Source organism: Pseudomonas sp. RSB 5.4 (assembly GCF_037126175.1).
GTDB classification, from domain to species: domain Bacteria; phylum Pseudomonadota; class Gammaproteobacteria; order Pseudomonadales; family Pseudomonadaceae; genus Aquipseudomonas; species Aquipseudomonas fluorescens_H.
In genome coordinates this window covers 2,202,658-2,229,647 of record NZ_CP146986.1, presented here as the reverse complement: position 1 = coordinate 2,229,647, position 26,990 = coordinate 2,202,658, and the positions used below count along the sequence as shown (strand labels likewise).

Annotated in this window: 24 protein-coding genes and 1 pseudogene; 13 read left to right on the top strand and 12 right to left on the bottom strand. The window is 61.3% G+C overall.

Annotated features, from left to right (window positions below):
* Positions 1–568: 568 nt before the first annotated feature.
* The gene (locus V9L13_RS09855; protein ID WP_103486545.1) at positions 569–1,420 is read right to left on the bottom strand and encodes a CAP domain-containing protein; all 852 of its coding nucleotides are present in this window, start codon (positions 1,418–1,420) and stop codon (positions 569–571) included.
* Positions 1,421–1,619: 199 nt separating this feature from the next.
* Between V9L13_RS09855 and V9L13_RS09850 the strand changes: the two genes are divergently transcribed.
* Positions 1,620–2,240 carry a cell wall hydrolase gene (locus V9L13_RS09850; protein ID WP_338802380.1) on the top strand — a complete coding sequence of 207 codons (621 nt, stop codon included), beginning with the start codon at positions 1,620–1,622 and terminating at the stop codon, positions 2,238–2,240.
* Here V9L13_RS09850 and V9L13_RS09845 read toward each other — a convergent pair.
* Complete coding sequence (locus V9L13_RS09845) at positions 2,237–3,124, bottom strand: LysR family transcriptional regulator (protein WP_226500160.1); 888 nt, start codon at positions 3,122–3,124, stop codon at positions 2,237–2,239. The genes V9L13_RS09850 and V9L13_RS09845 overlap by 4 nt on opposite strands.
* A 101-nt stretch (positions 3,125–3,225) precedes the next feature.
* Here V9L13_RS09845 and V9L13_RS09840 point away from each other — a divergent pair, with 101 nt between their 5' ends.
* The gene (locus tag V9L13_RS09840) at positions 3,226–4,614 is read left to right on the top strand and encodes an MFS transporter (protein ID WP_338802379.1); all 1,389 of its coding nucleotides are present in this window, start codon (positions 3,226–3,228) and stop codon (positions 4,612–4,614) included.
* Here V9L13_RS09840 and V9L13_RS09835 read toward each other — a convergent pair.
* Entirely contained in the window at positions 4,562–5,275 is a 714-nt protein-coding gene (locus tag V9L13_RS09835) for a murein L,D-transpeptidase catalytic domain family protein (protein WP_003226055.1), read from the bottom strand. The two genes, V9L13_RS09840 and V9L13_RS09835, sit on opposite strands and share 53 nt — an antisense overlap.
* A gap of 149 nt (positions 5,276–5,424) precedes the next feature.
* Here V9L13_RS09835 and V9L13_RS09830 point away from each other — a divergent pair, with 149 nt between their 5' ends.
* From V9L13_RS09830 to V9L13_RS09820, 3 genes are all read left to right on the top strand, one after another.
* On the top strand, positions 5,425–7,041 hold the full coding sequence (locus tag V9L13_RS09830; RefSeq protein WP_338802378.1) for a L,D-transpeptidase family protein: 1,617 nt from the start codon (positions 5,425–5,427) through the stop codon (positions 7,039–7,041).
* A 512-nt stretch (positions 7,042–7,553) separates the two neighbouring features.
* The gene (gene glsB, locus V9L13_RS09825) at positions 7,554–8,462 is read left to right on the top strand and encodes a glutaminase B (RefSeq protein WP_003226050.1); all 909 of its coding nucleotides are present in this window, start codon (positions 7,554–7,556) and stop codon (positions 8,460–8,462) included.
* Positions 8,463–8,662: 200 nt separating this feature from the next.
* The gene (locus V9L13_RS09820) at positions 8,663–10,165 is read left to right on the top strand and encodes an aldehyde dehydrogenase family protein (RefSeq protein ID WP_338802377.1); all 1,503 of its coding nucleotides are present in this window, start codon (positions 8,663–8,665) and stop codon (positions 10,163–10,165) included.
* A gap of 155 nt (positions 10,166–10,320) precedes the next feature.
* Here V9L13_RS09820 and V9L13_RS09815 read toward each other — a convergent pair whose 3' ends face one another.
* From V9L13_RS09815 to cynS, 3 genes are all read right to left on the bottom strand, one after another.
* Entirely contained in the window at positions 10,321–10,980 is a 660-nt protein-coding gene (locus V9L13_RS09815; RefSeq protein ID WP_103486168.1) for a carbonic anhydrase, read from the bottom strand.
* A 12-nt stretch (positions 10,981–10,992) separates the two neighbouring features.
* Complete coding sequence (locus V9L13_RS09810; protein ID WP_103521585.1) at positions 10,993–11,229, bottom strand: DUF2790 domain-containing protein; 237 nt, start codon at positions 11,227–11,229, stop codon at positions 10,993–10,995.
* Between the two features lie 80 nt (positions 11,230–11,309).
* Complete coding sequence (gene cynS, locus V9L13_RS09805) at positions 11,310–11,777, bottom strand: cyanase (RefSeq protein WP_003226042.1); 468 nt, start codon at positions 11,775–11,777, stop codon at positions 11,310–11,312.
* A 119-nt stretch (positions 11,778–11,896) separates the two neighbouring features.
* Between cynS and cynR the strand changes: the two genes are divergently transcribed.
* Positions 11,897–12,775: a transcriptional regulator CynR gene (cynR, locus tag V9L13_RS09800; RefSeq protein WP_338802376.1), complete on the top strand. Its 879-nt coding sequence runs from the start codon at positions 11,897–11,899 to the stop codon at positions 12,773–12,775.
* 189 nt (positions 12,776–12,964) lie between these two features.
* On the opposite strand, the gene V9L13_RS09795 is transcribed toward cynR, so the two are convergent.
* The 3 genes from V9L13_RS09795 to V9L13_RS09785 form a co-directional block, all read right to left on the bottom strand.
* Positions 12,965–13,294: a hypothetical protein gene (locus V9L13_RS09795; RefSeq protein ID WP_007966852.1), complete on the bottom strand. Its 330-nt coding sequence runs from the start codon at positions 13,292–13,294 to the stop codon at positions 12,965–12,967.
* Between the two features lie 511 nt (positions 13,295–13,805).
* Entirely contained in the window at positions 13,806–14,309 is a 504-nt protein-coding gene (locus tag V9L13_RS09790; protein ID WP_338802375.1) for a GNAT family N-acetyltransferase, read from the bottom strand.
* Between the two features lie 187 nt (positions 14,310–14,496).
* Positions 14,497–16,428 carry a DNA topoisomerase III gene (locus tag V9L13_RS09785; protein ID WP_338802374.1) on the bottom strand — a complete coding sequence of 644 codons (1,932 nt, stop codon included), beginning with the start codon at positions 16,426–16,428 and terminating at the stop codon, positions 14,497–14,499.
* Positions 16,429–16,707: 279 nt separating this feature from the next.
* Here V9L13_RS09785 and V9L13_RS09780 point away from each other — a divergent pair, with 279 nt between their 5' ends.
* The gene (locus V9L13_RS09780; protein ID WP_338802372.1) at positions 16,708–18,114 is read left to right on the top strand and encodes a serralysin family metalloprotease; all 1,407 of its coding nucleotides are present in this window, start codon (positions 16,708–16,710) and stop codon (positions 18,112–18,114) included.
* Positions 18,115–18,394: 280 nt separating this feature from the next.
* Positions 18,395–18,763: a DUF427 domain-containing protein gene (locus tag V9L13_RS09775; protein ID WP_338802371.1), complete on the top strand. Its 369-nt coding sequence runs from the start codon at positions 18,395–18,397 to the stop codon at positions 18,761–18,763.
* Between the two features lie 157 nt (positions 18,764–18,920).
* Here the strand turns inward: V9L13_RS09775 and V9L13_RS09770 are convergent, their stop codons facing one another.
* Together V9L13_RS09770 and V9L13_RS09765 are read right to left on the bottom strand one after the other, a co-directional pair.
* Positions 18,921–20,543: an MFS transporter gene (locus V9L13_RS09770; protein WP_003226027.1), complete on the bottom strand. Its 1,623-nt coding sequence runs from the start codon at positions 20,541–20,543 to the stop codon at positions 18,921–18,923.
* Between the two features lie 127 nt (positions 20,544–20,670).
* Entirely contained in the window at positions 20,671–22,338 is a 1,668-nt protein-coding gene (locus V9L13_RS09765; RefSeq protein WP_338802370.1) for a GMC family oxidoreductase N-terminal domain-containing protein, read from the bottom strand.
* A gap of 133 nt (positions 22,339–22,471) precedes the next feature.
* Between V9L13_RS09765 and V9L13_RS09760 the strand changes: the two genes are divergently transcribed.
* The 4 genes from V9L13_RS09760 to V9L13_RS09745 all read left to right on the top strand — a co-directional run bounded on the left by V9L13_RS09760 (position 22,472) and on the right by V9L13_RS09745 (position 25,772).
* Positions 22,472–23,356: a LysR family transcriptional regulator gene (locus V9L13_RS09760; protein ID WP_338802369.1), complete on the top strand. Its 885-nt coding sequence runs from the start codon at positions 22,472–22,474 to the stop codon at positions 23,354–23,356.
* A gap of 207 nt (positions 23,357–23,563) precedes the next feature.
* Positions 23,564–24,403 carry an AraC family transcriptional regulator gene (locus V9L13_RS09755; protein ID WP_338802368.1) on the top strand — a complete coding sequence of 280 codons (840 nt, stop codon included), beginning with the start codon at positions 23,564–23,566 and terminating at the stop codon, positions 24,401–24,403.
* Between the two features lie 68 nt (positions 24,404–24,471).
* Positions 24,472–25,050, top strand: a complete 579-nt coding sequence (locus V9L13_RS09750; protein WP_338802367.1) for a LysE family translocator — start codon at positions 24,472–24,474, stop codon at positions 25,048–25,050.
* Positions 25,051–25,223: 173 nt separating this feature from the next.
* Positions 25,224–25,772, top strand: a complete 549-nt coding sequence (locus V9L13_RS09745) for a cytochrome b (RefSeq protein ID WP_123586755.1) — start codon at positions 25,224–25,226, stop codon at positions 25,770–25,772.
* Positions 25,773–25,798: 26 nt separating this feature from the next.
* Here the strand turns inward: V9L13_RS09745 and V9L13_RS09740 are convergent.
* A pseudogene (locus V9L13_RS09740) lies at positions 25,799–25,924 on the bottom strand (metal ABC transporter ATP-binding protein); the annotation flags it as partial.
* Between the two features lie 52 nt (positions 25,925–25,976).
* Here V9L13_RS09740 and V9L13_RS09735 point away from each other — a divergent pair.
* Positions 25,977–26,870 (top strand): tetratricopeptide repeat protein, encoded by an 894-nt coding sequence (locus V9L13_RS09735; protein ID WP_338802364.1) that lies wholly within the window; start codon positions 25,977–25,979, stop codon positions 26,868–26,870.
* Positions 26,871–26,990 lie beyond the last annotated feature (120 nt).

Below are 26,990 nucleotides of genomic sequence, written 5' to 3'. Positions count from 1 at the left end.
TCCCACAGAGGATAGGGATTGATTGGAAGAGGTGAGAACACTGCCGATTATTGTGGGAGCTGGCCTGCCAGCGATGGCGATAGGTCAGACGACATCGATGGTTGACTGTGCAGGCCTCATCGCTGGTAAGCCAGCTCCCACAGGGGATGGGGATTGATTGGAAGAGGTGAGAACACTGCCAATTATTGTGGGAGCTGGCTTGCCAGCGATGGCGATAGGTCCGACGACATCGATGTTGACTGTGCAGGCCTCATCGCAGGCAAGCCAGCTCCCACAGAGGATGGGGATTGATTGGAAGAGATGAGAACACTGCCGATTATTGTGGGAGCTGGCTTGCCAGCGATGGCGATAGGTCAGACGACATCGATGGTTGACTGTGCCGGCCTCATCGATGGCAGGCCAGCTCCCACAGAGGATGGGGATTGATTGGAAGAGGTGAGAACACTGCCGATTATTGTGGGAGCTGGCTTGCCAGCGATGGCGATGGGGCAGTCGATATCGATGTTGACTGTGCTGGCCTCATCGCTGGCAAGCCAGCTCCCACAGGGAACACTAGTGTTTTTGGGAGTTACTGCGCCCCAAACATCGCCGTCCAGTAGATCCCGGCGCTGCTCTTTGGGTCGGTCGCGTAGGCGGCGCCGAGTTCTTTGTATTGCGGGTTCATCAGGTTGGCGCAGTGGCCGGGGCTGGCGAGCCAGCCGTCGACGACCTTGCGCACGGTGTCTTGGCCGGCAGCGATGTTCTCGCCGACCAGTTGCCCGCTGTAGCCGGCCAGTTCGGCGCGGTCGCCCGGGGTGCGGCCGTCGCGGTCCTTGTGGTCGAAGTAGTTGTTGTTGGCCATGTCGCGGCTGTGATCCTGTGAGATCGTGCCCAGGCTCGCGTTCCAGGCCAATGGCCCGGCAGCAGCAAAGGCTTGCCCGCCGCATTGGCGTGGCTGGGCGCGGGCCACGTTGACCTGCTCGAGTAACTTCTGGCCTTCAGCCTGCGCATCACCGAGCTTCGCCGAGAGCAACGGTCGCGCCAGCACGATTCGCCAGTCGCGATCGGCGCGGCTGACCCCGACATCGACGAACTGCGGGTCCAGCACCACCTGACAGAAACTTTCCTCAATCGCCTTCATCGCCGATGCCGCATCCCGTGGGCCGTTGAGCGTAATCGCCTGCACATTGACCATCGGGTAACTGGCGCTGGCCATGGCCTGTTGCAGATCGACCGCACCGCTGGCCGGCAGTCTCAGCCGTGGATCGGCCGACAGCGGTGGCAGTTCGTTGGACGCCTGGCTGCCGCAGCGCTGCGGCTGACTGCGATAGTTGTTGATCGACTCGATCAGTTGCGACTCGTCGGCAGCCATGGCCGAGGCGGCCACGACCAGACCCACGGACAGCGTGGCAAAACGCAAGACGGATGGCATGAAGCGCATGGAAATCTCCCTTGAGCTGAGTGCGCTCATGATGCGCGAAATGGCCCGGGGGAATGCAATGTCTTTTTCTTTACCGAGCGGATTTTTCTGCGGAACGTTACTGCGGTATTTGCCGTCTACACTCTCCGAAGGCCCCGGGAACCGGGCGTCTCCCCCACGAAACACCTTGCCCGTAACGGGCGCTGCCGGAAGAACTGACATGGGATTGAAATGGTTGGCTGGCTGTTTCGCATTAACCCTTATGGCCGGCGTTGTGAACGCCACCGATCAGACCCCGATCAAGGCCAAGGCCGAAGAGAAAGCCCAGGTGCTGGAAGAAAAAGCCGCCGATAAAGTCAGCGCCGCACCGGCACCCAAATCCGAAGCGATCACCCCCACTGAAGTACAAGCCGTGGACCCCGCCGGCACCGCGCCGCTAGACGATCCGATCACCTGCCTGGCGCGCAGTATCTACTGGGAAGCCAAGGGTCGCGACACCCCGGAAATGGAGGCGGTGGCCAATGTGGTGATGAATCGCCTGGGGCACGACGGCTTTCCAGGCACCGTGTGCGAAGTGGTCAAACAAGGTTCGGAAACCAAGAGCTGCCAGTTTTCCTGGTGGTGTGATGGCAAGGCGGATCAGGTCAAGGAAGACGCTGAATACACCCTGGCCAAGGATATCGCCGGCAAGGCGCTCAACCGCCAACTGCCGGATCGCACCAATGGTGCGCTGTACTTTCATGATCGCAACGTGCATCCCGGCTGGGCCAAGGAATACAAAAAGACCGCCGAAGTCGGCAAATTCCTCTTCTATAAACCGGCCGGTGGTGATGCGCGCTAGACGCAGACTTCCCGTACACAATTGCGCAGCCAGCGGTGCGCGGGGTCGGCGTCCATGCGCGGGTGCCAGAGCATCGACACGCTGATCGGCGGCATCCTGAAGGGCAGGGCAAAACTGTGCAGGCCCATGCGCAGCTTGCTGGTGTGACGCTCCGGGACGGTGGCGATCAGGTCTGACTCGCGGACCAGTGTCAGCGCCGCCGAAAAGCCGCCGAATGAAGTGACGATATCTCGGGTCAGTCCTGCGGCGAGCAGCGCCTCGTCGACCGGGCCGCTGCTGCGCCCGCGTCGTGAGATGAGAATGTGCTGGCCGCCGGCAAAGCGTTTGCTGCTGATCTTGCCCGAACTCAATGGATGGCCTTCGCGCACCACACCGATCCACTGATCCTGAAACAGGATGCGACTGTGCAGCGCCGGGTCAGTGCTGTCGTCGACCACACCGGTCTCCAGATCGACCCGGCCTTCGCGCAGCGGTGTGCTGTCCTTGTCGGCTTTTTGCACAAAGCGCAGGCGCACGCCGGGGGCCTCTTCAGCAATGCGCGCGAGCAGCGCGGCGGCAAAGGTTTCGACAAAACCGTCGGTGTTGCGCAAGGTGAAGGTGCGCTGCAACTGGCCGGGATCGAGCACTTCGGCGGGGCGCAACACCGCCTCGGCTTCCTGCACCAGGCGGCTGACCCGCTCACGCAACTCCAGCGCACGCGGGGTCGGCACCAGACCTCGGCCGGCGCGCACCAGCAGCGGATCGCCGGTGGTCTCGCGCAATCGGGCCAGGGCGCGGCTCATCGCTGACGGGCTCAACCGCAGAATGTGTGCGGCACGCGCGACGCTGCCTTCGCGCAACAACACGTCGAGGGTGATCAACAGGTTCAGATCCGGGGCGCTCATGACATGGCGTTTCATGCAGGTATCAAGTGCAAAGCATGCGTCTTGCGCCTTGCCTTGTCGAGACTCAGGCTATGCCGTCTGACCATCAGATGGAGCGCCCGATGCCCCGAACTCCCTTGAACACTCAAACCCGCTGGGCGCTGACCAGTCTGGCGCTGTCGATGTTGATGCCGTCGCTGGACACCAGCATCGCCAACGCCGGATTACCGACTCTGGCGGCAGCGTTCGATGCGACGTTTCAACAGGTGCAGTGGATCGTGCTGGCGTACCTGCTGGCGGTCACCACGTTGATCGTCAGTGTCGGGCGCCTGGGCGATGTGTTCGGGCGGCGACGCCTGCTGCTGATCGGCATCGGCATTTTCACCAGTGCTTCGCTGTGCTGTGCGCTGGCGCCGGGGCTGGGCTGGTTGATCGGCGCACGGGCGGTGCAGGGCCTTGGCGCAGCGATCATGTTTGCCTTGACCGTGGCGCTGGTGGCGGATGCGGTACCCAAGACAAGGGCGGGCAGTGCGATGGGTTTGCTCGCCACCATGTCGGCCACCGGCACCAGCCTCGGGCCGTCGCTGGGTGGCCTGCTGATCGCGCATGTCGGCTGGCCGTCGATCTTTGTCCTCAACGTGCCATTGGGCTTGCTCAATGCGTGGCTGGTTTATCGCTATCTGCCGGCGGATCGGCCGACGCGGTCGAGGGTGGCGTTTGATTATCTCGGCACTGCGGTGTTGGTTTTGACCCTGGCGGTCTACGCGCTGGCGATGACACTGGAGGGATTCACCCTGATATTGCTGCTGCTCAGCCTGTGCGGCGCAGGCCTGTTTATCGCGGTCGAAATGAAAGCCAAGGCGCCGCTGATTCGTCTGTCGTTGTTCGCCGACTCGCGACTGGGCAGCAGCCTCGCGCTGACGTTGCTGGTGACGACGGTGATGATGACCACGCTGGTGGTCGGGCCGTTTTACCTGAGCCGTGGACTGGGACTGGGCAGCACCGTGGTCGGTCTGGCGTTGTCCGTCGGGCCGCTGCTGGCGGCGTGCGGGGGGGTGCCGGCCGGGCGTATGGTGGATCGCTTCGGCGCGCGGCGGGTGGTGCCGGGGGCGTTGCTCGGGATGGTTGGTGGTTGCAGTTTGTTGGCGCTGTTGCCGATGAGTTTCGGTCTGCCGGCGTATCTGCTGACGATGGCACTGATTGCCAGCAGTTACGCGTTGTTCCAGGCAGCGAACAATACCGGGTTGATGGCGACGGTCAGTCAGGATCAGCGCGGCGTGGTCTCGGCCTTGCTCGGGCTGTCGCGCAATCTGGGCTTGATCACCGGCGCGGCAGTCATGGGGGCGGTGTTTGCGCTGGCCACGGGAGACCCGACGCAAGCCGCGGCCGAGGTTATCGGCCGCGGCTTGCACAGCACGTTTGGTGTTGCAGCCGCGCTGATGATCATGGCCCTTATCGTCAACTGGCGTGGGTGCTCAAGATACTCGCCACCTGCTGTGGCTGGCAGTTGAGGTACGGCGAAGACTTCAGCCAGTGCTGGTCCGGGTACCAGGAGAACATGAACTGGCCGTCCTTGAGTTTGTCGATCACCTGCCTTGCCACTTGCGGGCGTACCGCCGGGCAACCCTGACTGCGACCGATACGGCCCTGACGTTTACTCCATAACGGGTTCACGTAGTCGGCGGCGTGGATCACGATGGCGCGGTCGCGGGCCATGTCATTGAAACCCGGCTCCAGACCGTCCATACGCAGCGAATAACCGTGGGTGCCCTTGTAGCTTTCCTGCGTGCGGAACAGGCCGAGGCTGGACTGGTAACTGCCTTCGCGGTTGGAGAACTGGGTAGCGAAGTTTTCCCCGGAATTGGACCCGTGGGCGACCAGGTCACGCAGCACCAGCTTCTGTCTGCTCAAATCGAAGATCCACAGCCGGCGGGCGGTGGAGGGCTGCGAGTAGTCGATGATGGCCAGGTGGCGGGAAGGTTTCGCGCCGTTGTTGATCGCACATTGCATAGCGTTCAAGGCACCTTTCAGCGCCTGGGGATTGAGTTCCGGCGCGGCGTGCGCGAGGCTGGTCAAGAGAACCGGCGATGGCTTGCCGGCGGCGAAAGCTGGGCTGCTCACGACGACGAGAGTCGCAGTGGTCAGCAAAAGTCGGCGCAAAAACGTCAACATTTATAAAGTGTCCTCACTTGCTACTTATTTGGCACTTTGGCTCCTGACTCCCAGTCATACCCACAGACCCCTGATTCGGGCCTGACTGTTCAGCGCACCTGATGTAAGGTTGACCGTCATTGAGGCGGCCACGGATTGGAGTAAAGCAGTTGTTCAAAAAGTACGCATGCTACTTGAGCATTTGTTTGCTCGCTGCGCCGTTTGTCGCTTGTGCCGAGGAGCCGCTGCCGCCGTTGCAGACCCTGCCGACGCCACCGGCGCCAATGCCGGTTGAGCCGCAGAGTCCGCTGCAAGCGGTGCTGATCGGTTTGCCGCAGGCGTGCCCGGCGATTGCCGCGCATCTGAACGGCCCGGCGCTGTCGCAACTGCAAGCGTTCTACCAGCAGCAGGACTGGCTGCCGGTGTGGGCCAGCGAGACAGGGCGTTTGCCGATCTTGCGCGCGCAGTTGCAGCTGTTGGCCGATGATGGGCTCGATCCAAAGCGCTATCCGGTAGCGGCCAACCCGCCGCAGGATGGCGAATTGTGTGCCGATATCGACATCAGTCGTTCTTACCTGCAAGCACTGCAGGACCTGCATTACGGTCGTCTGCTGCAGTCACATTTCGAGCCGCTGTGGCATGCCGATGAGGCCCCGCGTGATCGGCAGGCCGAATTACTCGCCATCGCCGTACCCGGGCTGCATGACATCAAGGCCGCTTTCGATCTGGCCCGTCCGCATCTGGCGCAATACCAAAGCCTGCGCCATCTCTACGCCAGTCAACGGCTGCAAGCCTTGCCGCACTGGCAGTCGGTGGGCAACGGCCCGTTGTTGCGTCCGGCGATGGAAGACAAGCGCGTTCCGGAACTGGCCCGACGGTTGTACAGCGAAGGCTATCTGACCCACGCCATCGGTACGCCCGGCAATGCCTATGACGGTGTGCTGGTAGAGGCGGTGAAGAGCTTCCAGGCCAACCATTCGCTGCAGGCTGACGGCGTGGTCGGGCCGGGGACGATTGCCGAACTCAACATCACTCCGCTGACGCGCCGTGAACAATTGCGGGTCAACCTCGAACGCTTTCGCTGGCTGGCCCAGGACATGGAGCCCAACGGCTTGCTGGTCAACGTCGCTGCCGCCGAGCTGACGCTGTATGAGGGGGGAGTGCCAGTCTGGCAGACCCGCACCCAGGTCGGGCGTGCCGAACGGCAGACCCCGCTGCTGAAATCCCGGGTCACCCGTCTGACCCTGAACCCGACGTGGACCGTGCCGCCGACCATCTGGAAGGAAGACAAACTGCCGGCGATCCGCAAGGATCAGACCTTTCTCAGCCGCCAGAACCTGCAAGTGCTCGACGCCCATGGTCAGCCGTTGGCCGCAGCGGATATCGACTGGGACAATCCCGGCAACATCATGCTGCGCCAGGACGCCGGGCCGCGAAATCCGCTGGGGCAACTGGTGATCCGCTTCCCCAACCCGTTCGCGGTGTACCTGCACGACACGCCGAGCAAGGCGCTGTTTGACAAGGGGCCGCGCGCATTCAGCTCCGGCTGTGTGCGGGTCGAGCACCCGATGCAACTGCGTGACCTGCTGCTGACCCCGGCGGAACGCGCGCGCACCGACACCTTGCTCGCCACCGGCAGCACCCACGAATTCCGCCTGTCGGCACCGGTACCGATCCTGATGACTTACTGGACGGCACAGGTCGGCAAGGATGGGCAGGTACGTTATGCGCCGGATATCTACAGCCGCGACAGTGCGCTGCTCGCCGGTCTCGACGGCGCCCACTGAGTTCCGGATTTGCAGCAGCCCCCCTGGGGGAGCGGGCTTGCTCGCGAAAGCGTCAGTTCAGTCAACATCAATGCTGACTGTACCGGCCCCTTCGTGAGCAAGCTCACTCCCACACTTGATCGTGGCCAGCCCTGAATCCTTCATCCACCACAGCCCCAGTGGGAGCGAGCTTGCTCGCGAAAGCGTCAGGTCAGCCAACATCAATGCTGACTGTGCCGACCCCTGCGTGAGCAAGCCCACTCCCACACTTGATCGTGGCCAGCCCTGAATCCTTCATCCACCACAGCCCCAGTGGGAGCGAGCTTGCTCGCGAAAGCGTCAGGTCAGCCAACATCAATGCTGACTGTGCCGACCCCTTCGTGAGCAAGCTCACTCCCACACTTGATCGTGGCCAGCCCTGAATCTTTCATCTACCACAGTCCCCTGTGATAGCCAGTGTGATTCGTGGCAGTTGCGCAGCGTCTAGCCCCAGTGTCCCCGCAATCCCATGGGGCGAGACTTCGGAACCCGGCATGCAAGCGCTGTTGAACGAGATTCTTGACGCTGTTCGGCCCTTGATCGGGCAGGGCAAGGTGGCTGACTACATTCCCGCCCTCGGCACCGTGCCGGCCAATCAGCTGGGCATTGCGGTGTATGGCAACGACGGCGAAATGTATTGCGCCGGCGACGCCGAGACGCCGTTCTCGGTGCAGAGTATTTCCAAGGTGTTCAGCCTGGTGCAGGCAATCGAGCACTCCGGCGAGGCGATCTGGGAGCGCCTGGGGCACGAGCCGTCTGGCCAGCCGTTCAACTCGCTGGTGCAACTGGAGTTCGAACGCGGGCGTCCGCGCAATCCGTTCATCAACGCCGGGGCGCTGGTGATCTGCGACATCAATCAGTCGCGATTCGCCGCGCCGGCCTTGTCGATGCGTGACTTCGTGCGGCGCCTGTCGGGCAATCCGCAGGTGATCGTCGACGGCAAGGTCGCCGAATCCGAATACCAGCATCGCGCCCGCAATGCGGCCATGGCTTACCTGATGCAATCGTTCGGCAACTTCCACAACGATGTCGAAGCGGTGCTGCGCAGCTACTTCAGCCACTGCGCGTTGCGCATGAACTGCATCGATCTGGCCCGCGCATTCTGCTTCCTCGCCAACGACGGTTTCTGCAAGCACAGCGGCGAACAGATCCTGACCCGGCGCCAGACCCAGCAGGTCAACTCGATCATGGCCACCAGCGGCCTGTATGACGAGGCCGGCAACTTCGCCTACCGCGTCGGTCTGCCGGGCAAGAGCGGGGTCGGCGGCGGGATCGTCGCGGTGGTGCCCGGGCAGTTCACGGTGTGCGTGTGGTCGCCGGAACTCAACGCCGCCGGCAACTCGCTGGCGGGGATGGCGGCGCTGGAGATGCTCAGTTCGCGGATTGGCTGGTCGGTGTTCTGACCTGATCTTCCAAACACCACGAAACCTGTGGGAGCGGGCTTGCTCGCGAAGAGGCCAGCACATTCAATATCCATGTTGATGGTGCCGACGCCTTCGCGAGCAAGCCCGCTCCCACAGGTTCGGTGGTGTTTGTAGAAGGTGTGTTTCAGCGCAGAATCCGCTACATTTTCCGGCCGCCCCTCATATGGTGAATCCGCTTCATGTCTCTTGCGCTCGAACGTCTAGTCGCTGGCACGCCGATCCCTTTCGCTGGTAACCGCGTGACCGTGGTCAGCCCCGAACTGGCGGCGCGGTTTCAGCCCGGTGACCACCTGCTGGTCGAGCAGGTGAGTGGCGAGCTGTTGCTGATTCCGGTGGTCGATCAACAAGCGGCTGCGGTGGCAATCGAGCGTGCTGAAGCGGCATTCACTGCATTGTCGGCAGTGTCCGACGAAGCCATCAGTCGCTTCTTCGACCTGTTCGCGCAACGCCTGGAAACCCCGGAATGCTGGACCTTGATCGAAGCCGCGAACCTGGCCGACATCGAGCGCGCCAAGGCCCGTGGTCGCTCGACCACCCGACTGCTCGCCGACGAGCGCATGCGCCGCGACATGATCGCCGGTCTGCGCGCCTGGCGTGATGCGCCGGCCACGCGCGGCAAGGTCATCAGTTGCGTCGAACACGACGGCTGGAAGGTCGAGCAAGTGGTGTCGCCGCTGGGCATCGTCGCCTTCGTGTTTGAAGGACGACCGAATGTGTTCGCCGATGCCGCCGGCGTACTGCGCACTGGCAACACCGCAGTGCTGCGCATTGGCAGCGACGCGTTGGGCACCGCGCAAGCGATTGTCACTCACGCGCTGAACCCGGCGCTGGCCGATGCTGGTTTGCCGGCGGGTGCGGTGTCGCTGGTGGAAAGTGTCAATCACGCGGCCGGGTGGGCGATGTTTGCCGACCGGCGTCTGTCGCTGGCGGTGGCCCGGGGTTCGGGGCGTGCGGTCAGCCAGTTGGGCAGCATCGCCCAGCAGGCGGGCACGGCGGTCAGCCTGCATGGCACCGGCGGCGCCTGGTTGGTTGCTGACCGTGATGCCGATGCCACACGTTTTGCCGCCGTGGTACGCAATTCGCTGGATCGCAAAGTCTGCAACACCCTGAACGTCTGCCTGATTCACCGCGAGCGTGCTGCCGAACTGGTGCCGCTGTTCCTCGATGCCCTGAAACAGGCCGGCAATGCACGCGGGCAGGGCTGCAAATTGCACATCGTCGCAGGCAGCGAGAATTGCCTGCCGGCCGAGTGGCAGAACGCGACGGTCGAGGTCTATCGCGCCGAGGGTTATCAGACCGAAGCCCTGGCCGAAGCGCTGGCTGAATCAGAGCTGGGCCGCGAGTGGGAGTGGGAAGAAACCCCGGAAGTCAGCCTGATGATCGTCGACGATCTGGATCAGGCGATCACGTTGTTCAACCGCTACAGCCCGCAGTTCGCGGTGTCGCTGATCAGCGAGGATGCTGTCTCCCAGGAACGCTTTTACAACGCGGTGAACGCGCCGTTTGTGGGCAATGGGATTACCCGTTGGGTCGATGGGCAGTACGCGTTGAACAAGCCGGAGCTGGGTCTTTCGAACTGGGAGAGCGGGCGCTTGTTTGCGCGCAGTGCGATTCTTTCGGGGGATGGGGTGTTTACGGTGCGGAGTCGTATGACTCAGATCGACCTCAGCGTAAAACGCTGAAAATGCCTCATCCTGGTTGATCCACACCGGTCCTGTGGCGAGGGGATTTATCCCCGATGGGGCGCGTAGCGGCCCCAAGAGATTGGGCCTGCTGCGCAGTCCATCGGGGATAAATCCCCTCGCCACAAGTTTCTCTTCACCTCAGCGGATTTGTATCAGGCAGCTGCGCTGGTGTTTGCCTGCACCGCACAAGTCGCTGGCTGCTCGGCCAGCGGTACAAACGTACGGCGGTCAGCCGCCAGCGCATCGATCGAGCCGGTCTCGATGTCATACACCCAGCCATGCAGATTCAGCAGGCCTTTCTCCTGGGCCAGGCGCACGCTCGGGTGGGTCTGAATATTCGCCAGTTGCGCGATCACATTTTCCCGCACCATCGAACTCAATTTCGCCGCGTCATTGGCGTGCGGCCGCGCCTCGTTCACCACTTTCGCCGACTCGGCATGTTGCAGCCAGCCGCTGACGGCGGGCAGATGATCCATGCATTTGCACTGGGCAATCGCGGTCATCGCGCCGCAATCGGAGTGGCCGCAGATCACGATGTCAGTCACCCCAAGCACCGCCACCGCGTATTCCACCGTTGCCGAAACCCCGCCCGGATGCGGGCTGTAGGACGGCACGATATTGCCTGCGTTACGGATCACGAACAGCTCGCCGGGTTCTTGCTGGGTCAGCAGTTCCGGCACCACGCGGCTGTCGGAACAGGTGATGAACAAGGTTCCGGGTTGCTGGGTGGTCGCCAGGTGTTTGAACAGTTCGGTGCGTTGCGGGAAGGCTTCGTTCTGGAACTTCAGGAAACCGTCGATCAGGCTTTTCATGGTGTAGTCCTCTTAATTCGAGCAACCGTTGCCGAATTCGCTGTATTGAAGAATGTGTTTGTCGCCATTGCTGTCCAGATACGTCATCTCCACCGGCACCACGCCACAGACGTCGGCAACCGGGGTAATGCTCACGACTTCGGCGATGTCCAGGTGCATGCCGTAGTGGTAGGCCACGGCATCTTCATCGGCATGAACCTGAGTGGACAGGCCGGCAAGCAGGGCAAGGGCCAGCAGAATTTTTTGCATGGGGCAGCCTCCAGACGTATTGGGGAACGGTTGCAATGAAAGTGTTGGGGTGGCCCGCCCCTCGGGGCGGGCCAGGCGGATCAGAACGGACGCAGGGGCAGGAACTTGCCGTCGAGGGTGACCACGGCGCGGGAGCCGCCTTCCGGGTCTTCGACTTTCTTGATGTCGAGCTTGAAGTTGATGGCGCTGATGATGCCGTCGCCGAACTGCTCGTGGACCAGGGCTTTGAGGGTGGTGCCGTAGATCTGGATCATCTCGTGGAAGCGGTAGATGGTCGGGTCGGTCGGCACGCCGCTGAGGCTGCCACGCAGCGGGATGATCTGCAGGGCGGCAACGGCGTCGGCGTCCAGTTCAAGTTTGTCGCCAACCACTTGCGCGGCGGTTTGTGGCAGCGGGTGCTGGCCGAGCAGGGCAGCGGTGACGTAGGCCAGGCTCAGGCCGGTGTCGTCGGCCAGATCCTGCCACGACAGGCCTTTGCGTGCCTTGATGTCGAGAATGCGGGTGGTCAGGGCCAGGCTGGCATCGTTGTAGGCGTGGGACTGTTGCATGGTGTCACTCCTTTCAGGGTTGGCTTGCTGTGTGGGAGCAATCTTCTGCCGATTGATCCATAGCGTCCAAGACCGATATACAATGCTTAGCATAAGCTCTGCCTATAGATGGTGATCCCATGTTGTTGCGACATTTGCGTTATCTGCTGGCCGTGGCCGACCACGGCGGCTTCACCCGGGCGGCGGAGGCGTTGCATGTGTCGCAGCCGACCTTGTCGCAACAGATCCGCCAACTGGAAGAAAGCCTCGGGGTGAACCTGTTTGATCGCACCTCGCGCACGGTCAAGCCCACCGATGCCGGTGAGGCCTACATCGAATGCGCGCGGCGGGTGCTGGTGGAACTGGAGGCGGGCAAGCGGGCGTTGCATGACGTGAAGGATCTGTCCCGTGGCAGCTTGCGCCTGGCCATGACCCCGACCTTCATGGCCTATCTGGTCGGGCCGTTGGTGCGCGATTTCGCGGCGCGCTATCCGGGTATTCATTTGCAGATTTTCGAACTGTCGATGGACGACATCGAGGTTGGGCTGGCGGATGACTCGCTGGACATCGCGATTGCCTTTACCCCGGTGCGCCACCCGGACATCGAGTGCATTCCGGCGTTTACCGAAACCCTGGGGATCATGATCGGCCGCGAGCATCTGTTGTACGAGAGCACTTCGGTGCTGACGGCGAGTGACCTTGCGCAACTGGATTTCGCCTTGCTGGCGTCAGACTTCATTACCCGGTTATCGATTGATGAGTATTTTCGTCAGCAGGGGATTACGCCTAAGGTGCGGATCGAGGTGAACTCGGTGAGCACATTGCTCGAGGTAGTGCGCCATTCGCCAATGGCGACGATGTTGCCGGAGGCGATTGCCACCGAAGACCGGGCGTTGCGTCGGCTGCGGGTCGAGAACGAAGCGCCGCAGCGCGGGGCGGCGTTGTTGCGGCGGCGCAATAATTACCACAGTGCGGCGGCGGTGGCGTTTATGAATCTGGTATTGGAAACGAAAATCTAACCAACGATACAGTCCCCCCCCTGTGGGAGCGGGCTTGCTCGCGAAAGCGGTGTCTCAGTTGAGATGATGGTGACTGACACGGCCCATTCGCGAGCAAGCCCGCTCCCACAGGGTTATATGGTGACTCGCAGATGTAAAAAGGGCCTGCTTCTCTTGGAAGCAGGCCCTTTTATTTATTGAAGTTGTAACTCAGTAGAACCGATCAATCACCCGAACTTCATTCTTGTTCTGCATCGAATCCCACGCCTGTTTCAGCGTCTGCAGCACATTGCCGATGAAGTCCTTGTCGGCCGCAGCTTTTTTGCCGACATAACCGTGGCCGCGGCGGTACATCTTCAGGCGGGCCAGCAGGTTCTGGTTGCTGCGGTCGAATTCTTCTTCACCAGCGTGGGGCGACAGGCAGTCGATATGCACCTGACCCGACTTGCTGATCCAGAGAATGTGGCTGTCGTGGCTGTCTTTTTGCGCAGCGAACATACGAGCCAGTTCTTCGATAGTAGGTTGATTGTTCAGATTCATGATGTTTGCCCCTTGACCAGTCTGGTGATCTTTCAAAGTTGATTCGCTAATACAGGTAGCCCATCGGTTAGTTGATCCCTGGCACCGAAACCAGGACGTCAGCGGTCGCCCGTGAGAAGTACGGGGTCATGCATCTGTTGCATGTAGTCGTGTTGAATAACTGCTACGCAATAGCGTCACAACGAGGAGAAGCAGCGAAAACCGGGAGGCTCCTTGACGACGTTTTCAGGGTCGGCCACAAGCGTCTTGAGAATTTTCGCCAGCGCTTCTCGTCCTTGTACTGGACGTTCAGGCCAGGTCAGCTTCTTCAATCTGCCTTGTGGGCAGCGTGTATCCGGAAAAAACAACTCGGCGGTCAGACGAGTTTGCTCAAGCGTGTTACTGATGTTCCCGATCGGGGAACGTCTTCATCATGCAAAAGCAAAACGGTGCCGTCAACGGTTTTGTAGTGATTATTTTTGCTCACTACATATTGTCGGACAAAGCTGTTTTGGAATGAGAAAAGTTTCGTTCAGGCAACGGAAGCGGGGACGTTCAGGACGTAGAAGGTGCAGGGGTAACCGTCTACCGAGTGCTGCTGACGGGTGAACTCGCCACCGCTCAATTGCGGGATCAGCCCGGCCCAGAAGCGCTGTGCAGGCAGGTTGGCGTCGATATGGAAAATCTGCCATCGACCCGGCAGACGGCTCAAGAGGGCAGAGACGACAAACTGCGCGACGCCTTGGCCACGAAAGCGTCGAGTGAGAAAGAAATAGCCGATGTTGTGTTCGGCGCCGTCGATGTGGCTTTCATCATCCACGGTCACGAAACCGGCCAGTTCACCGTCGACGCGGATCAGGAACGGTTGGGTGGCTGGATTGCGCCAGTAATCGTCCTTCTGCTGAATGCTGAAGAAGCCGTGTTCGCCGAGTTTCAGTGGTAGCCATTGGCTGAAGTCGTACATGTAGAACTGCATGAGGTTTTCGATGGTTTGCAGTTCGTCGCGGTGGGCGGCTAGCAGTTCGATGGTGGGCATTGGGGGGAACTCCTGAAGATTGCGACTTCAGTATTGTCGACTCAACACGCTGTGGCGAGGGAGCTTGCTCCCGCTGGGTTGCGAAGCAACCCCAAGGCCTGCTATCTCGGTTGCTCAAGGGAATCGGGGTTGCAGGATTGCGACTGCTGCGCAGCCGAGCGGGAGCAAGCTCCCTCGCCACAAAAGCCTATTTTGTTTTGCGTTGTGTGGTGCCAGAAGTTTTACTGCGCGTCGATTTGCGTTTCTTCTTCCACGGCGCCGCAGCCTTGCCGGCCGGTGGCGGGCCGCTGATGGTCAGGCTTAGCGCCGAACAGCGGCTGACCTGCTTGCTCATCCACGCCGCCTGTTTGGTGACGAACTCTTCCAGACTCATCTCGCCGCTCTGCACCATGTCCAGCGCCTGTTCCCAGATGGCGGTGGTGCCGGGGTCGGCAATCGCCCGGGGCACGGCGTCGATCAGGCTGAAGGCAGCAGGCGTTGCGGCCAGCGCCTTGCCGTTTTTCACCAGATAACCGCGATCCAGCAGGCCCTGAATGATCGAGGCGCGAGTGGCTTCGGTGCCGATGCCGGTGGTGTCCTTGAGTTTCTGTTTGAGCAGCGGATCTTCCACCAGTTTGGCGACGTTCTTCATCGCCTTGATCAGATCACCCTCGGTGTAGGGTTTGGGCGGCTGAGTCCAGAGATCCTTGAGGTTCACGCCGGCCACGGCGCAATCGATACCCTGACTCAGCGCCGGGAGGGTTTGCGGTGCTGGCGCTTCACGACCCTTGGCCGGGGCGAGGGCTTCGGGCAAGGCGCGTTTCCAGCCCGGTTCGATGATCTGCTTGCCGACGGCGCGCAATGCTTCACCGGCGCAATCGAAATCGGCCTGGGTGCGATCGTATTCGTGGGTGGGCAGAAATTGCGCCAGATAGCGCGCGCGAATCAGGGTATAGACCGCCCGGTGCTTACCGCTCAAACGCTCGAGATTTTTCGCCGCCGCGGTGGGGATGATGCCGTGGTGGGCGCTGACCTTGGCGTCGTTCCACGCCCGTGAGCGGCGTTGCGGGTCGAGGTGACCGTTCAGCGCCTCGAGGCTTGAGTCGGCCTGACGCAGTGCAGCGAGTATCCCCGGTGCCTCGCTGTGCTGGCTCAGCGGCAGGAAGCCGCAATCACTGCGCGGGTAGGTGATGACCTTGTAGGTTTCGTACAGCGCCTGGGCGATGTCGAGGGTTTCCTGGGCGCCGAGACCAAGTTTCTTTGAGCAGACTTCCTGCAGGGTGCCCAGATCGAATGGCAACGGTGCCACTTCACGCATGCGCTCGGTACGCAATTTCACCACCCGTGCGCTGGCCGCATTGCTGATCGCAGCCGCCGCTTGCTGCGCCAACGCCTGATTCAGGCAGCGATCCTGATCGTCGCAAACGTCGGAGGGCGCACGCCATTGCGCAGTGAACGGCGTGCCGTCGTGCAGCAGTTGCACATCGATCGCCCAGTACGGCACCGGCACGAAATCGGCGATGCTGCGGTCGCGATCCACCACCAGCCGTAGTGTCGGCGTCTGCACCCGGCCGACGGGCAGCACGCCCTGATAGCCGGACTGACGGCCCAATAACGTGAACAGGCGACTCATGTTCATACCAATCAGCCAGTCCGCGCGGGAGCGCCCCAGGGCCGAGTGATACAGGCTGAAGGTTTCCGCTCCCGGCTTCAGTGCGGCCAGGGCCTTGCGGATCGACGCTTCATCCAGCGCCGACAGCCACAGGCGACGGATCGGCCCGCGATAGCGGCAGTGCTCGACCAGTTCCCGGGCAATCATCTCGCCCTCACGGTCGGCGTCGGTGGCGATGATCAGTTCGCTGGCCTCGCCGAGCAGGCGCTTGACCGCCTTGTACTGGCTGGCGGTACGCGGCTTGACGGTCATTTTCCACTTGTCCGGAATGATCGGCAGATCCGCCAGCACCCAGCGCTTGTAGCGCGCGTCATAGGCATCCGGAGGCGCGGTTTCCAGCAGGTGGCCGATGCACCAGGTCACCGTGACGTCCGTTCCCAGCCAACAGCCGTCGCCCCGGCGCTTTGCACCGAGCACAGCCGCAATGTCTTTGGCCTGGGAAGGTTTTTCACAGAGGTACAGCCGCATAACCACCGTCGTCAATCAGTTCACTGGAGGTGCACAGAATGGCCGGAGTTCGCGCCCGGGGCAACTTTTATCTGTATGGATATACAGATAAAAACGTTGCCGGGAATGACCGGTATTACCGGGACGGCTCGGGCGACTATCGAGAAATCGAATGGCACCGTTCTTGCCGGGCATGGCAGGTTCGTCGGGCCTTCAAGAAACGCGAGTGACAGGACGATCTCGCCAGAAGATCGCCACGGTCCGAACGCACTGACCACTCTGAAACAAGGAAGTCCCACCATGGCTCAAGCCAAAGCGAAAACCAGCAGCGCCTATGACGAAGTGAATGCCTTCAGCCACCTGTACGACCGTGGCGTCGGCCTGGTGAACGGCAAACCGTCGTTTACCGCCGACCAGGCAGCCGACGAAATCCTGCGCAAAAACCTGTCGTGGCACGACAAGAACGGCGACGGCAAAATCTCTCTCACTTACACCTTCCTCACCGAGAAACCGGCGAACTACAACCCGAACCTCGGCAACTTCAGCCAGTTCAGCGCGCAGCAAAAGGCCCAGGCCATACTGGCGATGCAATCGTGGGCCGATGTGGCCAAGGTGACCTTCGCTGAAGGCACGGGCGGCGACGGTCACATGACCTTCGGCAACTACGATGTCAGCACCGGCGGCGCGGCGTTCGCCTACCTGCCGAGCGGCGGTAGCTACGATGGCCAGTCGTGGTACCTGATCAACAACCAGTATCAGGTCAACAAGACCCCGGACACCAACAACTACGGGCGTCAGACCCTGACTCACGAAATCGGCCACACCCTCGGCCTGTCGCACCCGGGCGCCTACAACGCCGGCAATGGCAACCCGACCTACAACGACGCCAAGTACGCCGAAGACACCCGTGGCTACAGCCTGATGAGCTACTGGAGCGAAGCCAACACCGACCAGAACTTCAGCAAGGATGGCAGCGGCGCCTACGCCTCCGCGCCGTTGCTGGACGATATCGTGGCGGTGCAGAAACTCTACGGCGCCAACTATGCAACCCGCGCCGATGACACCACCTACGGTTTCGGCTCCAACGCCGGGCGTGATTTCTACAGCGCCACGTCAGCAGCGTCGAAGCTGGTGTTCTCGGTGTGGGACGGTGGCGGCAATGACACGCTGAACTTCTCCGGCTTTACCCAGAACCAGAAGATCAACCTCAATGAAGGTTCGTTCTCCGACGTTGGCGGTCTGGTCGGCAACGTGTCGATTGCCTATGGCGTAACCGTGGAAAATGCGGTTGGCGGTTCGGGCAATGACCTGCTGATCGGTAACTCGGCCGTCAACCATCTGTTCGGCGGAGCCGGCAACGACATCCTTTACGGCGGTGGCGGCGCCGATGTGTTGTGGGGCGGCGAGGGTGCGGACACCTTCGTGTTCGGTGCGGCCAGCGACTCGACCAACAACCAGCCGGACTGGATCATGGATTTCAAAAGCGGCGTGGACAAGATCGACATCTCGGGCATCGCCGGTTTCGCCACGGGCGCGGCCTCGTTGAACTTCGTCAATGGTTTCACCGGCCATGCGGGCGATGCAATCCTGACTTACTACGCGCAGAGCGGTCAGACCACGCTGCTGGTTGATCTGACCGGGCAGGGGCAGATCGACTTTGCCGTTGGTGTGGTGGGGCAGGCGCTGGCGACTGATATCGTGGTTTGATGCCAGAAGAGCAGCCCTCACCCTAACCCTCTCCCGGTGGGAGAGGGGACCGATCGGGGGATGCTGAAAATATGCATCGACCTGATAGCACTTCGCTGAATCCAAAATCGATAAGCACTTTCAGGTCGGTGTAGAACGAAAGATACCTCGGCAGGCTCCTTCTCCCTCCGGGAGAGGGCTGGGGTGAGGGGCCTTGGCCGTTCGGCTGCAAAATCACCCCGGCCTGAACCAATGGGCTATACCTGAACCGGTCTCTGCGCCGTATTCAGGAGTAACCCCCATGAGCACCACCGGCCTCAACCCCGTCATCACCCTCGAAGAACTCTCCGGTTGCCTGCTGGTGAAATTCCACGGCATCCAGGTCGCGGCGTCCTCTCATGTGCTGGTTCTCCATGAGGCCAACTACCCGCCGGTGTACTACGTGCCCCGCGAGGACATCGACGAGAAATACTTCGCCCGCACCGACCACACCAGTTATTGCCCATACAAGGGCGATGCCAATTACTTCAGCCTGCAAGTGCCGGGGCATGAGGGGGCGAACGCGGTGTGGACGTACGAGAAACCGAAAGTCTCAGTGGAGCAGATCAAGAACTATGTGGCGTTTTATCCCGATCAGGTGAAGTTTGAAGTGATCAAGGCTGACGATTAGTTCCTGGATGAAAAGATTTAATTGTGGCGAGGGGATTTATCCCCGATGGACTAAGTAGTAGTCCCATTTTTCACGGGGGGCGCTACGCACCCCATCGGGGATAAATCCCCTCGCCACAGGTTTTTTTCACCAAAGGATCATGTGTGCAGGTTCAGATTCAGTTCTTGTCCAGATCGATATTCTTGGTCTCACGCAAACAGATCATCCCCACCACCAGGCTGACCCCGGTGATCAGCACCGGGTACCACAGCCCATAGAAAATATCCCCGGTGTACACCACCAGCGCGAATGACACGGTGGGCAGGAATCCACCAAACCAGCCGTTGCCGATGTGATACGGCAGGGACATCGAGGTGTAGCGGATGCGCGTCGGGAACAGTTCCACCATCAGCGCCGCCAGCGGGCCGTAGCACATGGCCGAGATGATGATCAGCGCGACGATCAGCGCCACGATCATCGGTTTGTTGATTTGCTGCAGGTCGGCCTGTTGCGGGTAGCCGGCGAGGGTGACGGCGCCGCGCAGGGCGGATTCGTCGTAGCCGTCGATCTTCACGTCACCGACGCTGACCTGCACGCCACTGCCGGCCGGGGCGGCGGCGCTGGAGTAGGGCAGGCCTTGCTTGACCAGGAAGGTCTTGACCTTGTCGCACGGGCTGTCGAATTTGGCCTTGCCCACCGGGTCGAACTGGAAGGTGCAGGTGGCCGGATCGGCCAGCACGGTGATCGGTGCCTGACGGCTGGCTTGATCGATTGCCGGGTTGGCATAGTGCGCCAGGGATTTGAAGATCGGAAAGTACAGCGCCGTCGCCAGCAGCAGGCCGAGCATCAGCACCGGTTTGCGCCCGACCTTGTCCGACAGCCAGCCGAAAATGATGAAGAACGGCGCACCGATCACCACGCTGATGATCAGCAGAGTGTTGGCCACCGCCGGGTCCATTTTCAGGAACTGGGTGAGGAAGAACAGCACGTAGAACTGCGCGGCGTAGAAGGTCACCGCTTGCCCGGCGTTGATGCTGAACAGCGCGATCAGCACCACTTTGAGGTTTTCCCATTTGCCGAAGGATTCGCGGATCGGTGCTTTCGATGCCTTGCCTTCCTCTTTCATTTTCAGATACGCCGGCGACTCGTGCAGGCTCAGGCGAATCCAGGTGGAAATGCCCAACAGCACGATCGACAGCAGGAACGGAATACGCCAGCCCCAGACTTCAAACTGATCGCCAGTGAAATAGCGACAACCGAGCACCACCAGCAGCGACAGCAGCAGGCCGAGGGTTGCAGTGGATTGAATCCAGCTGGTGTGGAAGCCGCGTTTGCCGATTGGCGCGTGTTCCGCCACATAGGTCGCCGCACCGCCGTATTCACCACCCAGGGCCAGACCCTGAAGCATGCGCAGCACCACCAGAATGATCGGTGCGGCAATGCCGATGCTGGCGTAGGTCGGCAACAGGCCGACGCAGAACGTGGCGATACCCATCAGGATGATGGTGGCGAGGAAGGTGTATTTGCGCCCGATCATGTCCCCCAACCGACCGAACACCAGCGCCCCAAACGGCCGCACAATAAACCCGGCGGCGAAGGCCATCAGCGCGAAGATGAACGCCGTGGTGTCGTTGACCCCGGCGAAAAACTGCTTGCTGATTACCGCCGCGAGGGCGCCGTAGAGGAAAAAGTCATACCACTCGAACACCGTCCCCAGAGACGAGGCGAAGATGACTTTCTGCGTGGCATTGCTGGTGCTGGCGCCGCTCGCGGCGTCCAGCGGCTGAGCGTGTTCTGACATATCGAAATCCCTCACAGTGATTGTTTTTGTTGTTCCACTGGTGTTGCGTGTCCGGATGCAGCGCGATGCCTTGAATCTGCTGTTGATTCCTGTGGGAGGGGGCTTGCTCCCGAAGGGGCCGTGTCAGTCAAGTCATGGGTGAATGACACTCCGCCTTCGCGAGCAAGCCCGCTCCCACACTGGGGCTGTGAACAGGTCCTGAAAGGATCAGCTGTGCCGCCTTCTCGGCAATCATCAGCGTAGGCGAACAGGTGTTGCCCGAGGTGATGCGCGGCATGATCGAGGCGTCGGCGACGCGCAGGCCGGGCACGCCATGCACGCGCAGTTGCGCATCGACCACCGCTTCAGCGTCATTGCCCATGCGGCAGGTGCCGACCGGATGGAAAATCGTCGTACCAATGCGCGCTGCGGCTTCGTGCAGTTGTTCCTCGCTTTGCAGGCTGTCGCCGGGCAGATATTCCACCGGTTTGAACGCTTGCAGGGCCGGGGTGCTGACGATGCGCCGGGTCAGGCGGATCGCATCGGCGGCCACGCGCAGGTCTTCAGGATGGCTGAGGTAATTCGGTTGAATCAGCGGCGCCTCTTGCGGATCCGCCGAACGGATGTCGATGCGGCCACGGCTCTGCGGACGCAAATCACACACCGACGCGGTGAACGCCGGAAAGCTGTGCAGCGGCTCGCCAAAACGCTCCAGCGACAGCGGCTGCACGTGGTATTCAAGGTTGGCAGAAGTCTGCTCTGGCCCTGAGCGGGCAAACGCGCCCAACTGACTCGGCGCCATCGACAGCGGCCCGCTGCGGTCATACAGATAACGCAGGCCCATGCCCATCTTGCCCCACACGCTGCCGGCGATCTGATTCAGGGTGCGGGCGTTTTGCAGTTTGTAGATCAGGCGCAGTTGCAGGTGATCCTGCAGATTGCCGCCGACTCCCGGCAGCTCATGAGTCACGCCAATGCCGAGGCGCTCGAGCAGCGGACGCGGGCCGATTCCGGAGCGCTGCAGAATGCTTGGTGACCCGACGGAGCCAGCGCAGAGGATGATCTCCTTGCGTGCCTTGAAGCTTTTCGTGTGCCCTTCGTGACGTGCGCTGACCTTCGATGCCCGCCCGTTTTCCAATAGCACGCGATCAACCTCAACCCCGGTCAGCACCGTCAGATTTACCCGCTCGCGAATCGGTTTGAGAAAAGCCTTGGCCGCGTTCCAGCGCACCCCGGCCTTCTGGTTGACCTGAAAGTAGCCGCAACCCTCGTTGTCGCCCTGATTGAAGTCGTCGATGCTGGCGATGCCGCTCTGCTCGGCGGCGCTGCGAAACGCGTCGAGAATCGGCCACGACAGGCGCTGTTGCTCGACCCGCCATTCACCCTTGGCGCCGTGAAATTCAGCGGCGCCGGCGAAGTGGTTTTCGCTGTGTTTGAACAGCGGTAGCACATCGTTCCAGGCCCAGCCGGGATTGCCCTCGGCCGCCCAGCCGTCATAGTCGCCGGCCTGGCCACGCATGTAGATCATGCCGTTGATCGAGGAGCAGCCACCGAGCACTTTGCCGCGTGGGTAGCTCAGGCTGCGACCTTGCAGGCCGGGTTGCGCTTCGGTCTTGAAGCACCAGTCGGTGCGCGGGTTGCCGATGCAGAACAGGTAACCCACGGGGATGTGAATCCACGCATAGTTGTCGCGTCCGCCGGCTTCGAGCAGCAACACCCGCTGCTGTTTATCCGCCGACAGTCGATTGGCCAGCAAGCACCCGGCAGGTCCGGCGCCGACCACGATGTAGTCGTATTCTTCAAGGGAAGTCTGCATTCCCTGACCTCGCTTTTTGTTTTTATTGTCGGACACTCTAGTTGTTAGCTTTCGTCAAAAGAATGTTAGTTTTTGCGCAGCCGCTGTGCGTTTTCAAACAGCCTGGATTGACCATAGCTGACAAGGACACCCCATGTTCGACTGGAACGACCTGCGGTTCTTTCTGGAGTTGCAACGCAGCGGCCGCCTGCTCACCGCTGCCCGGCGTCTGAACACCACTCACGCCACCGTGGCCCGTCATATCGAGGCCATCGAAAGGAGCCTCGGCACCGCGCTGTTCGTTCAGCACGCCCAAGGCTACGAAATGACCCCGGCAGGCGAGGCGCTGCTCAAGCACGCCGAAGCCATGGAAAACGTTGCGCTGCTGGCTCAGGAAGAAATCACCCAGTCCACCGCGCCGCTGGGCAAGATCCGCGTCGGCGTCACTGAGGGGCTGGGCATCAAGTTTCTCGCCAGCCGCATGATCGGCCTGTTCGAACGCTATCCGGGGCTGGAGGTGGAACTGGTCGCCGTGCCGCGCTTCGTCAGCATCCTCAACCGCGAGGCGGAAATCAGCATTCATCTGGAGCGCCCGGCGGCAGACATGCTGGTCACGCGCAAGCTCACCGACTATCGGTTGGCGCTCTATGCCAGCCAACGCTACCTCGACAACGCGTCGCCGTTGCGCAGCCGCGAAGACCTCGCGCGGCATGCGTGGATCGGTTATGTCGATGATCTGCTGTTCAGTCAGGAACTGATGTTCCTCAACAGCTTCTGCCGCAGCCCGCGCGTGGTGTTCCATAGCACCAGCGTCATCGCCCAGCAGGAAGCGGCGCGCTCGGGATTGGGCATTGCGGTGTTGCCTAGCTACATGGCGGCGTCGGATCCGGATCTGGTGGCGTTGCTGCCGGATGACAGCATCGAGCGCAGTTACTGGATCAGTACCCGGCGCGAGCTGCACAAATCGGTGAGGCTGCGGGTAGTCTGGGACTATGTGGTGGGGTTGTGCGAAGCGGAGCAGGGGCTGTTGCGCGGATAGTCCAGCCCACACAAATCCCCCCTGTGGGAGCGGGCTTGCTCGCGAAAGCGGTATGTCTGTGACATAGGAATCGACTGACACTACGCCTTCGCGAGCAAGCCCGCTCCCACAGGGGGTAAGTGGTCGCTCAACAACTTTGCACAAACCTTCTAGCCTCAACCCGCCAATTGTGGATTACTGGCCCCAGCCCACCACTGTACGCACGCCATGAGCAACTGGATCGACCTTGCCCGCGACCGGGAAACCGGCATCGAAACCCTGCACGCGCATTTCGCCGGGCACGCGCACGCCTACGATCCGCACTGGCATGAAACCTACCTGATCGGCTTCACCGAGCAGGGCGTGCAGCGCTTCAACAGCCGTCGGGCGCGGCATGACAGCACGCCGGGCAAGGTTTTCATGCTGGAACCCGGCGACATCCATGACGGTGATGCGCCCAGCCCGGACGGCTTCACCTATCGCATGCTGTACCTGCAACCGGCATGGCTGGAGCAGGCGCTGGACGGTTTGCATCTGGGCAGTTATGGCAGCGGCTTGCCGGGGATCGGCAGTGTGCTCAACGATGATCCTGAACTGGCTCGCGCCACCTTGTTTGCCTTCAATGCGCTGCATCAGCAGGACGTACGCATGGTGCGCGATGTGGCGCTGGATGCCTTGCTCGAACGACTGGCGATTCATCTGTACCGGCGACCGCAACCGACCGCTGCCAACCGCGCACCGTTGATCGCCCGGCAGGCCCGTGACTACCTGATGGCCTACCACGAACAGGACATCAGCCTGCAAACCCTGGCCGACGTCTGCGGCACCGACCGCTTTCGCCTGACCCGCGCGTTCAAGGCAGCCTATGGACTCGCGCCACACGCATGGCTGATCCAACTGCGCCTCAGCCGTGGCCGGCAGATGCTTGCCGCCGGCATGCAGCCAGTGGAAGTCGCCGGCCGCCTCGGATTCGCCGATCAAAGCCATCTCGGCCGCTGGTTCGTGCGTGCCTACGGCATCACGCCGGGCGCCTATCAGCAACGCGCCATCGGCACGTTTCGACGCTGAACAAACGTTCAAGACCGTCACCTTGCTCAACCATCACAGTGGGCCCTGACTTTCTACAGGGCCGTGCCATGCTTGCGTTCATCCTCTTTGCCTTCGTTGCCTCGATCACGCCGGGGCCGACCAACCTGATCGTCCTCAGCACCAGCGCCCGACGCGGCTGGCGGCCGTGTCTGCCGATCATTCTCGGCGCGGGGGCGGGCGCTGCGTCTTTGGTTTGGGTGGCCGGCGCTGGCGCCAGTACGCTGATGCTGCCCGGCGTGCGCCCGGTCATCAGTGCGCTGGGGATGGGCTGGATGCTGTGGCTGGCGTGGCAGATCTTCAACGCCCCCGTTACCGCCATCGACCCGGAAGCGGGGGAAACCAGGTCTGAACTGGGTTTGATCGGCGCAGCCTTCTTGCAGTGGGTGAACCCCAAATCGTGGTTTATGGCGATTGCCGTGATCAGCGTGTTTACCGCGCAAGGGCAGGGGTTGAATGCGCTGTGTCTGGCGTTCTTTCTGGTGTCTTTGCCGTGCCTTGGCGTCTGGGCGTTGTTGGGGCGTGGGGCGGCGCGCTGGCTGAGCAATCCGGCGCAGTTGCGCTGGCTGAACCGGATTCTGGCGGTGTTGCTGGTGGTGTCATCCGCCGCTGCGTTGCTGCACAACTGAGGCGATGGTTTGAGTGAGATAACAGAGGTTTTTTTCACAAAATTTGCAGGTGAAGTGAGGATAATCAGCGGGCAATCTGCTGAGGGTCTTGAGGCTGCGAGGGCAGGGTGGTGCAATCGGTTCGCCCTGCCATTGCGATGAGACCCTCGCTCACGACAATTACGAGGCACGTTATGACTCGCGACACCGCCGTCACCCGTTATGGAAAACTCTCAATCACCCTGCACTGGCTGATGCTGGCTTTGTTTGTCGGCGTCTACGCCTGCGTCGAAATCAAGGGCTTCATGCCCAAGGGCAGCGAAGCGCGCGGCCTGCTGATGGGCTTCCACGGTCTGTTCGGCACGAGCATCTTCGTGCTGGTCTGGGTGCGCCTGCTCGGCCGCCTGAGCCCACGCCCGCCGATCACTCCGAAGCCGCCAGCCTGGCAGACCGGCATCTCGCACCTGATGCACCTGGCGCTGTACGTGCTGATGATCGCCACGCCGATCCTCGCCTGGCTGATGCTCGCCGCCGCCGACAAACCGTTCCCGTACTTCGGCTTCCACGTCCCGGCACCGGTGGCGATCGACCCGGACTTCGCCAAACAGCTCAAGTACTGGCATGAAACGCTGGGCAGCGCGGGCTACTGGCTGATCGGCCTGCACGCGGCGGCGGGGCTGTTTCACCACTACTGGGTGCGGGATAACACGCTGGTGCGGATGTTGCCGGGCCGCACGGAGTAACCTTGATCTCCTTCAACCCCCAATCCCTGTGGGAGCGGGCTTGCTCGCGAAGGCGGTGTGTCAGTCAGCAATGATGCCGGCTGACACGACGCCTTCGCGAGCAGGCTCGCTCCCACAGGTTTTTGTTGTGTGTTTGAGTGCTCGGGCTTCAGGTTTTGCGCCGGCCTGCCGATGAAATCTGCACGATTTCAACGGATGCCGTTCATGAACAAGGTTGTTGCTCTACTGGCGCTCACCGCCCTCATCACAGGCTGCAAATCCCTTAACCATCTTCAAGTTGCGGATCAGGAATTTCCCTCTTTCCGTTGCGCCAACTACTTCAAACAAGCGTCGATGAGTGAACAGCAGGTCGCTGAAATTCGCTATCTCAGTACCCAGAACGCCAATTGCAAAGTGATTCTCGGCGAGATGTACGAACAGGGCCGTGGTGTGCCGCAGGACATCGACAAGGCCAAGGATATCTATGAGTCGGTGGCCCGAAGAGCGCCGAATGTCTATAGCCGACTTGGTGACATGGCTGCAGCGGGTGTCGGCGGGCCGGTGGATCTGGTGGCGGCACGGGATTTTTATCAGCGTTCCATCGCCGAACCCGGCAATACCGAAATGGAACTCAAAGTTGCCGATTTCCTGGAAAACGGCAGAGGTGGCCCGCAGGATCTTCAAGCTGCACTGAAGCTCTACTTCAAAGCCAACGCCTGGGACAACCTCCAACGCCTGCGCGCCAAAGGCGTGGCAATGACGACCGAGCAACAACAGCAGTACAACAAGATTTACGTCCGTCAGGTGCAGTCCGGCGTCAGAGAGAAGATGCAAGAGATCGAGGAACGTCTGGCGCAAGAAAAACTGGCGACCCCCGAGCGCAAACCAGTGCTCCTGGAGCTGATGTACACCCCCGGCTCGTTAGTGCCAGTGATCTCGCTGCAGCAAAGCTGTGGCAGCAGCGTGATCGACCAAAAGGTCTTGCAAGGCTTTAGCGATTACCGATTTCCCGGTGATCCGATTTTGCCGCCAGAGCAGAAGAATCACGCGACCATCGCCAGCGTCAGAACAGACGGGCTGACCGAGAGGGAACGACTCAGAGCGCTATCAAGAAAATAAGTGCTGCGGCGTATTCCGAACTGCCTATGTGGGCCACTTGCCGGAACAGCGTCTCGCGTCCACTCTATGACCTGCCGACAAGGAGCGTCGCCGACCCTCCGTCGAGCCCCATGGGAGCTT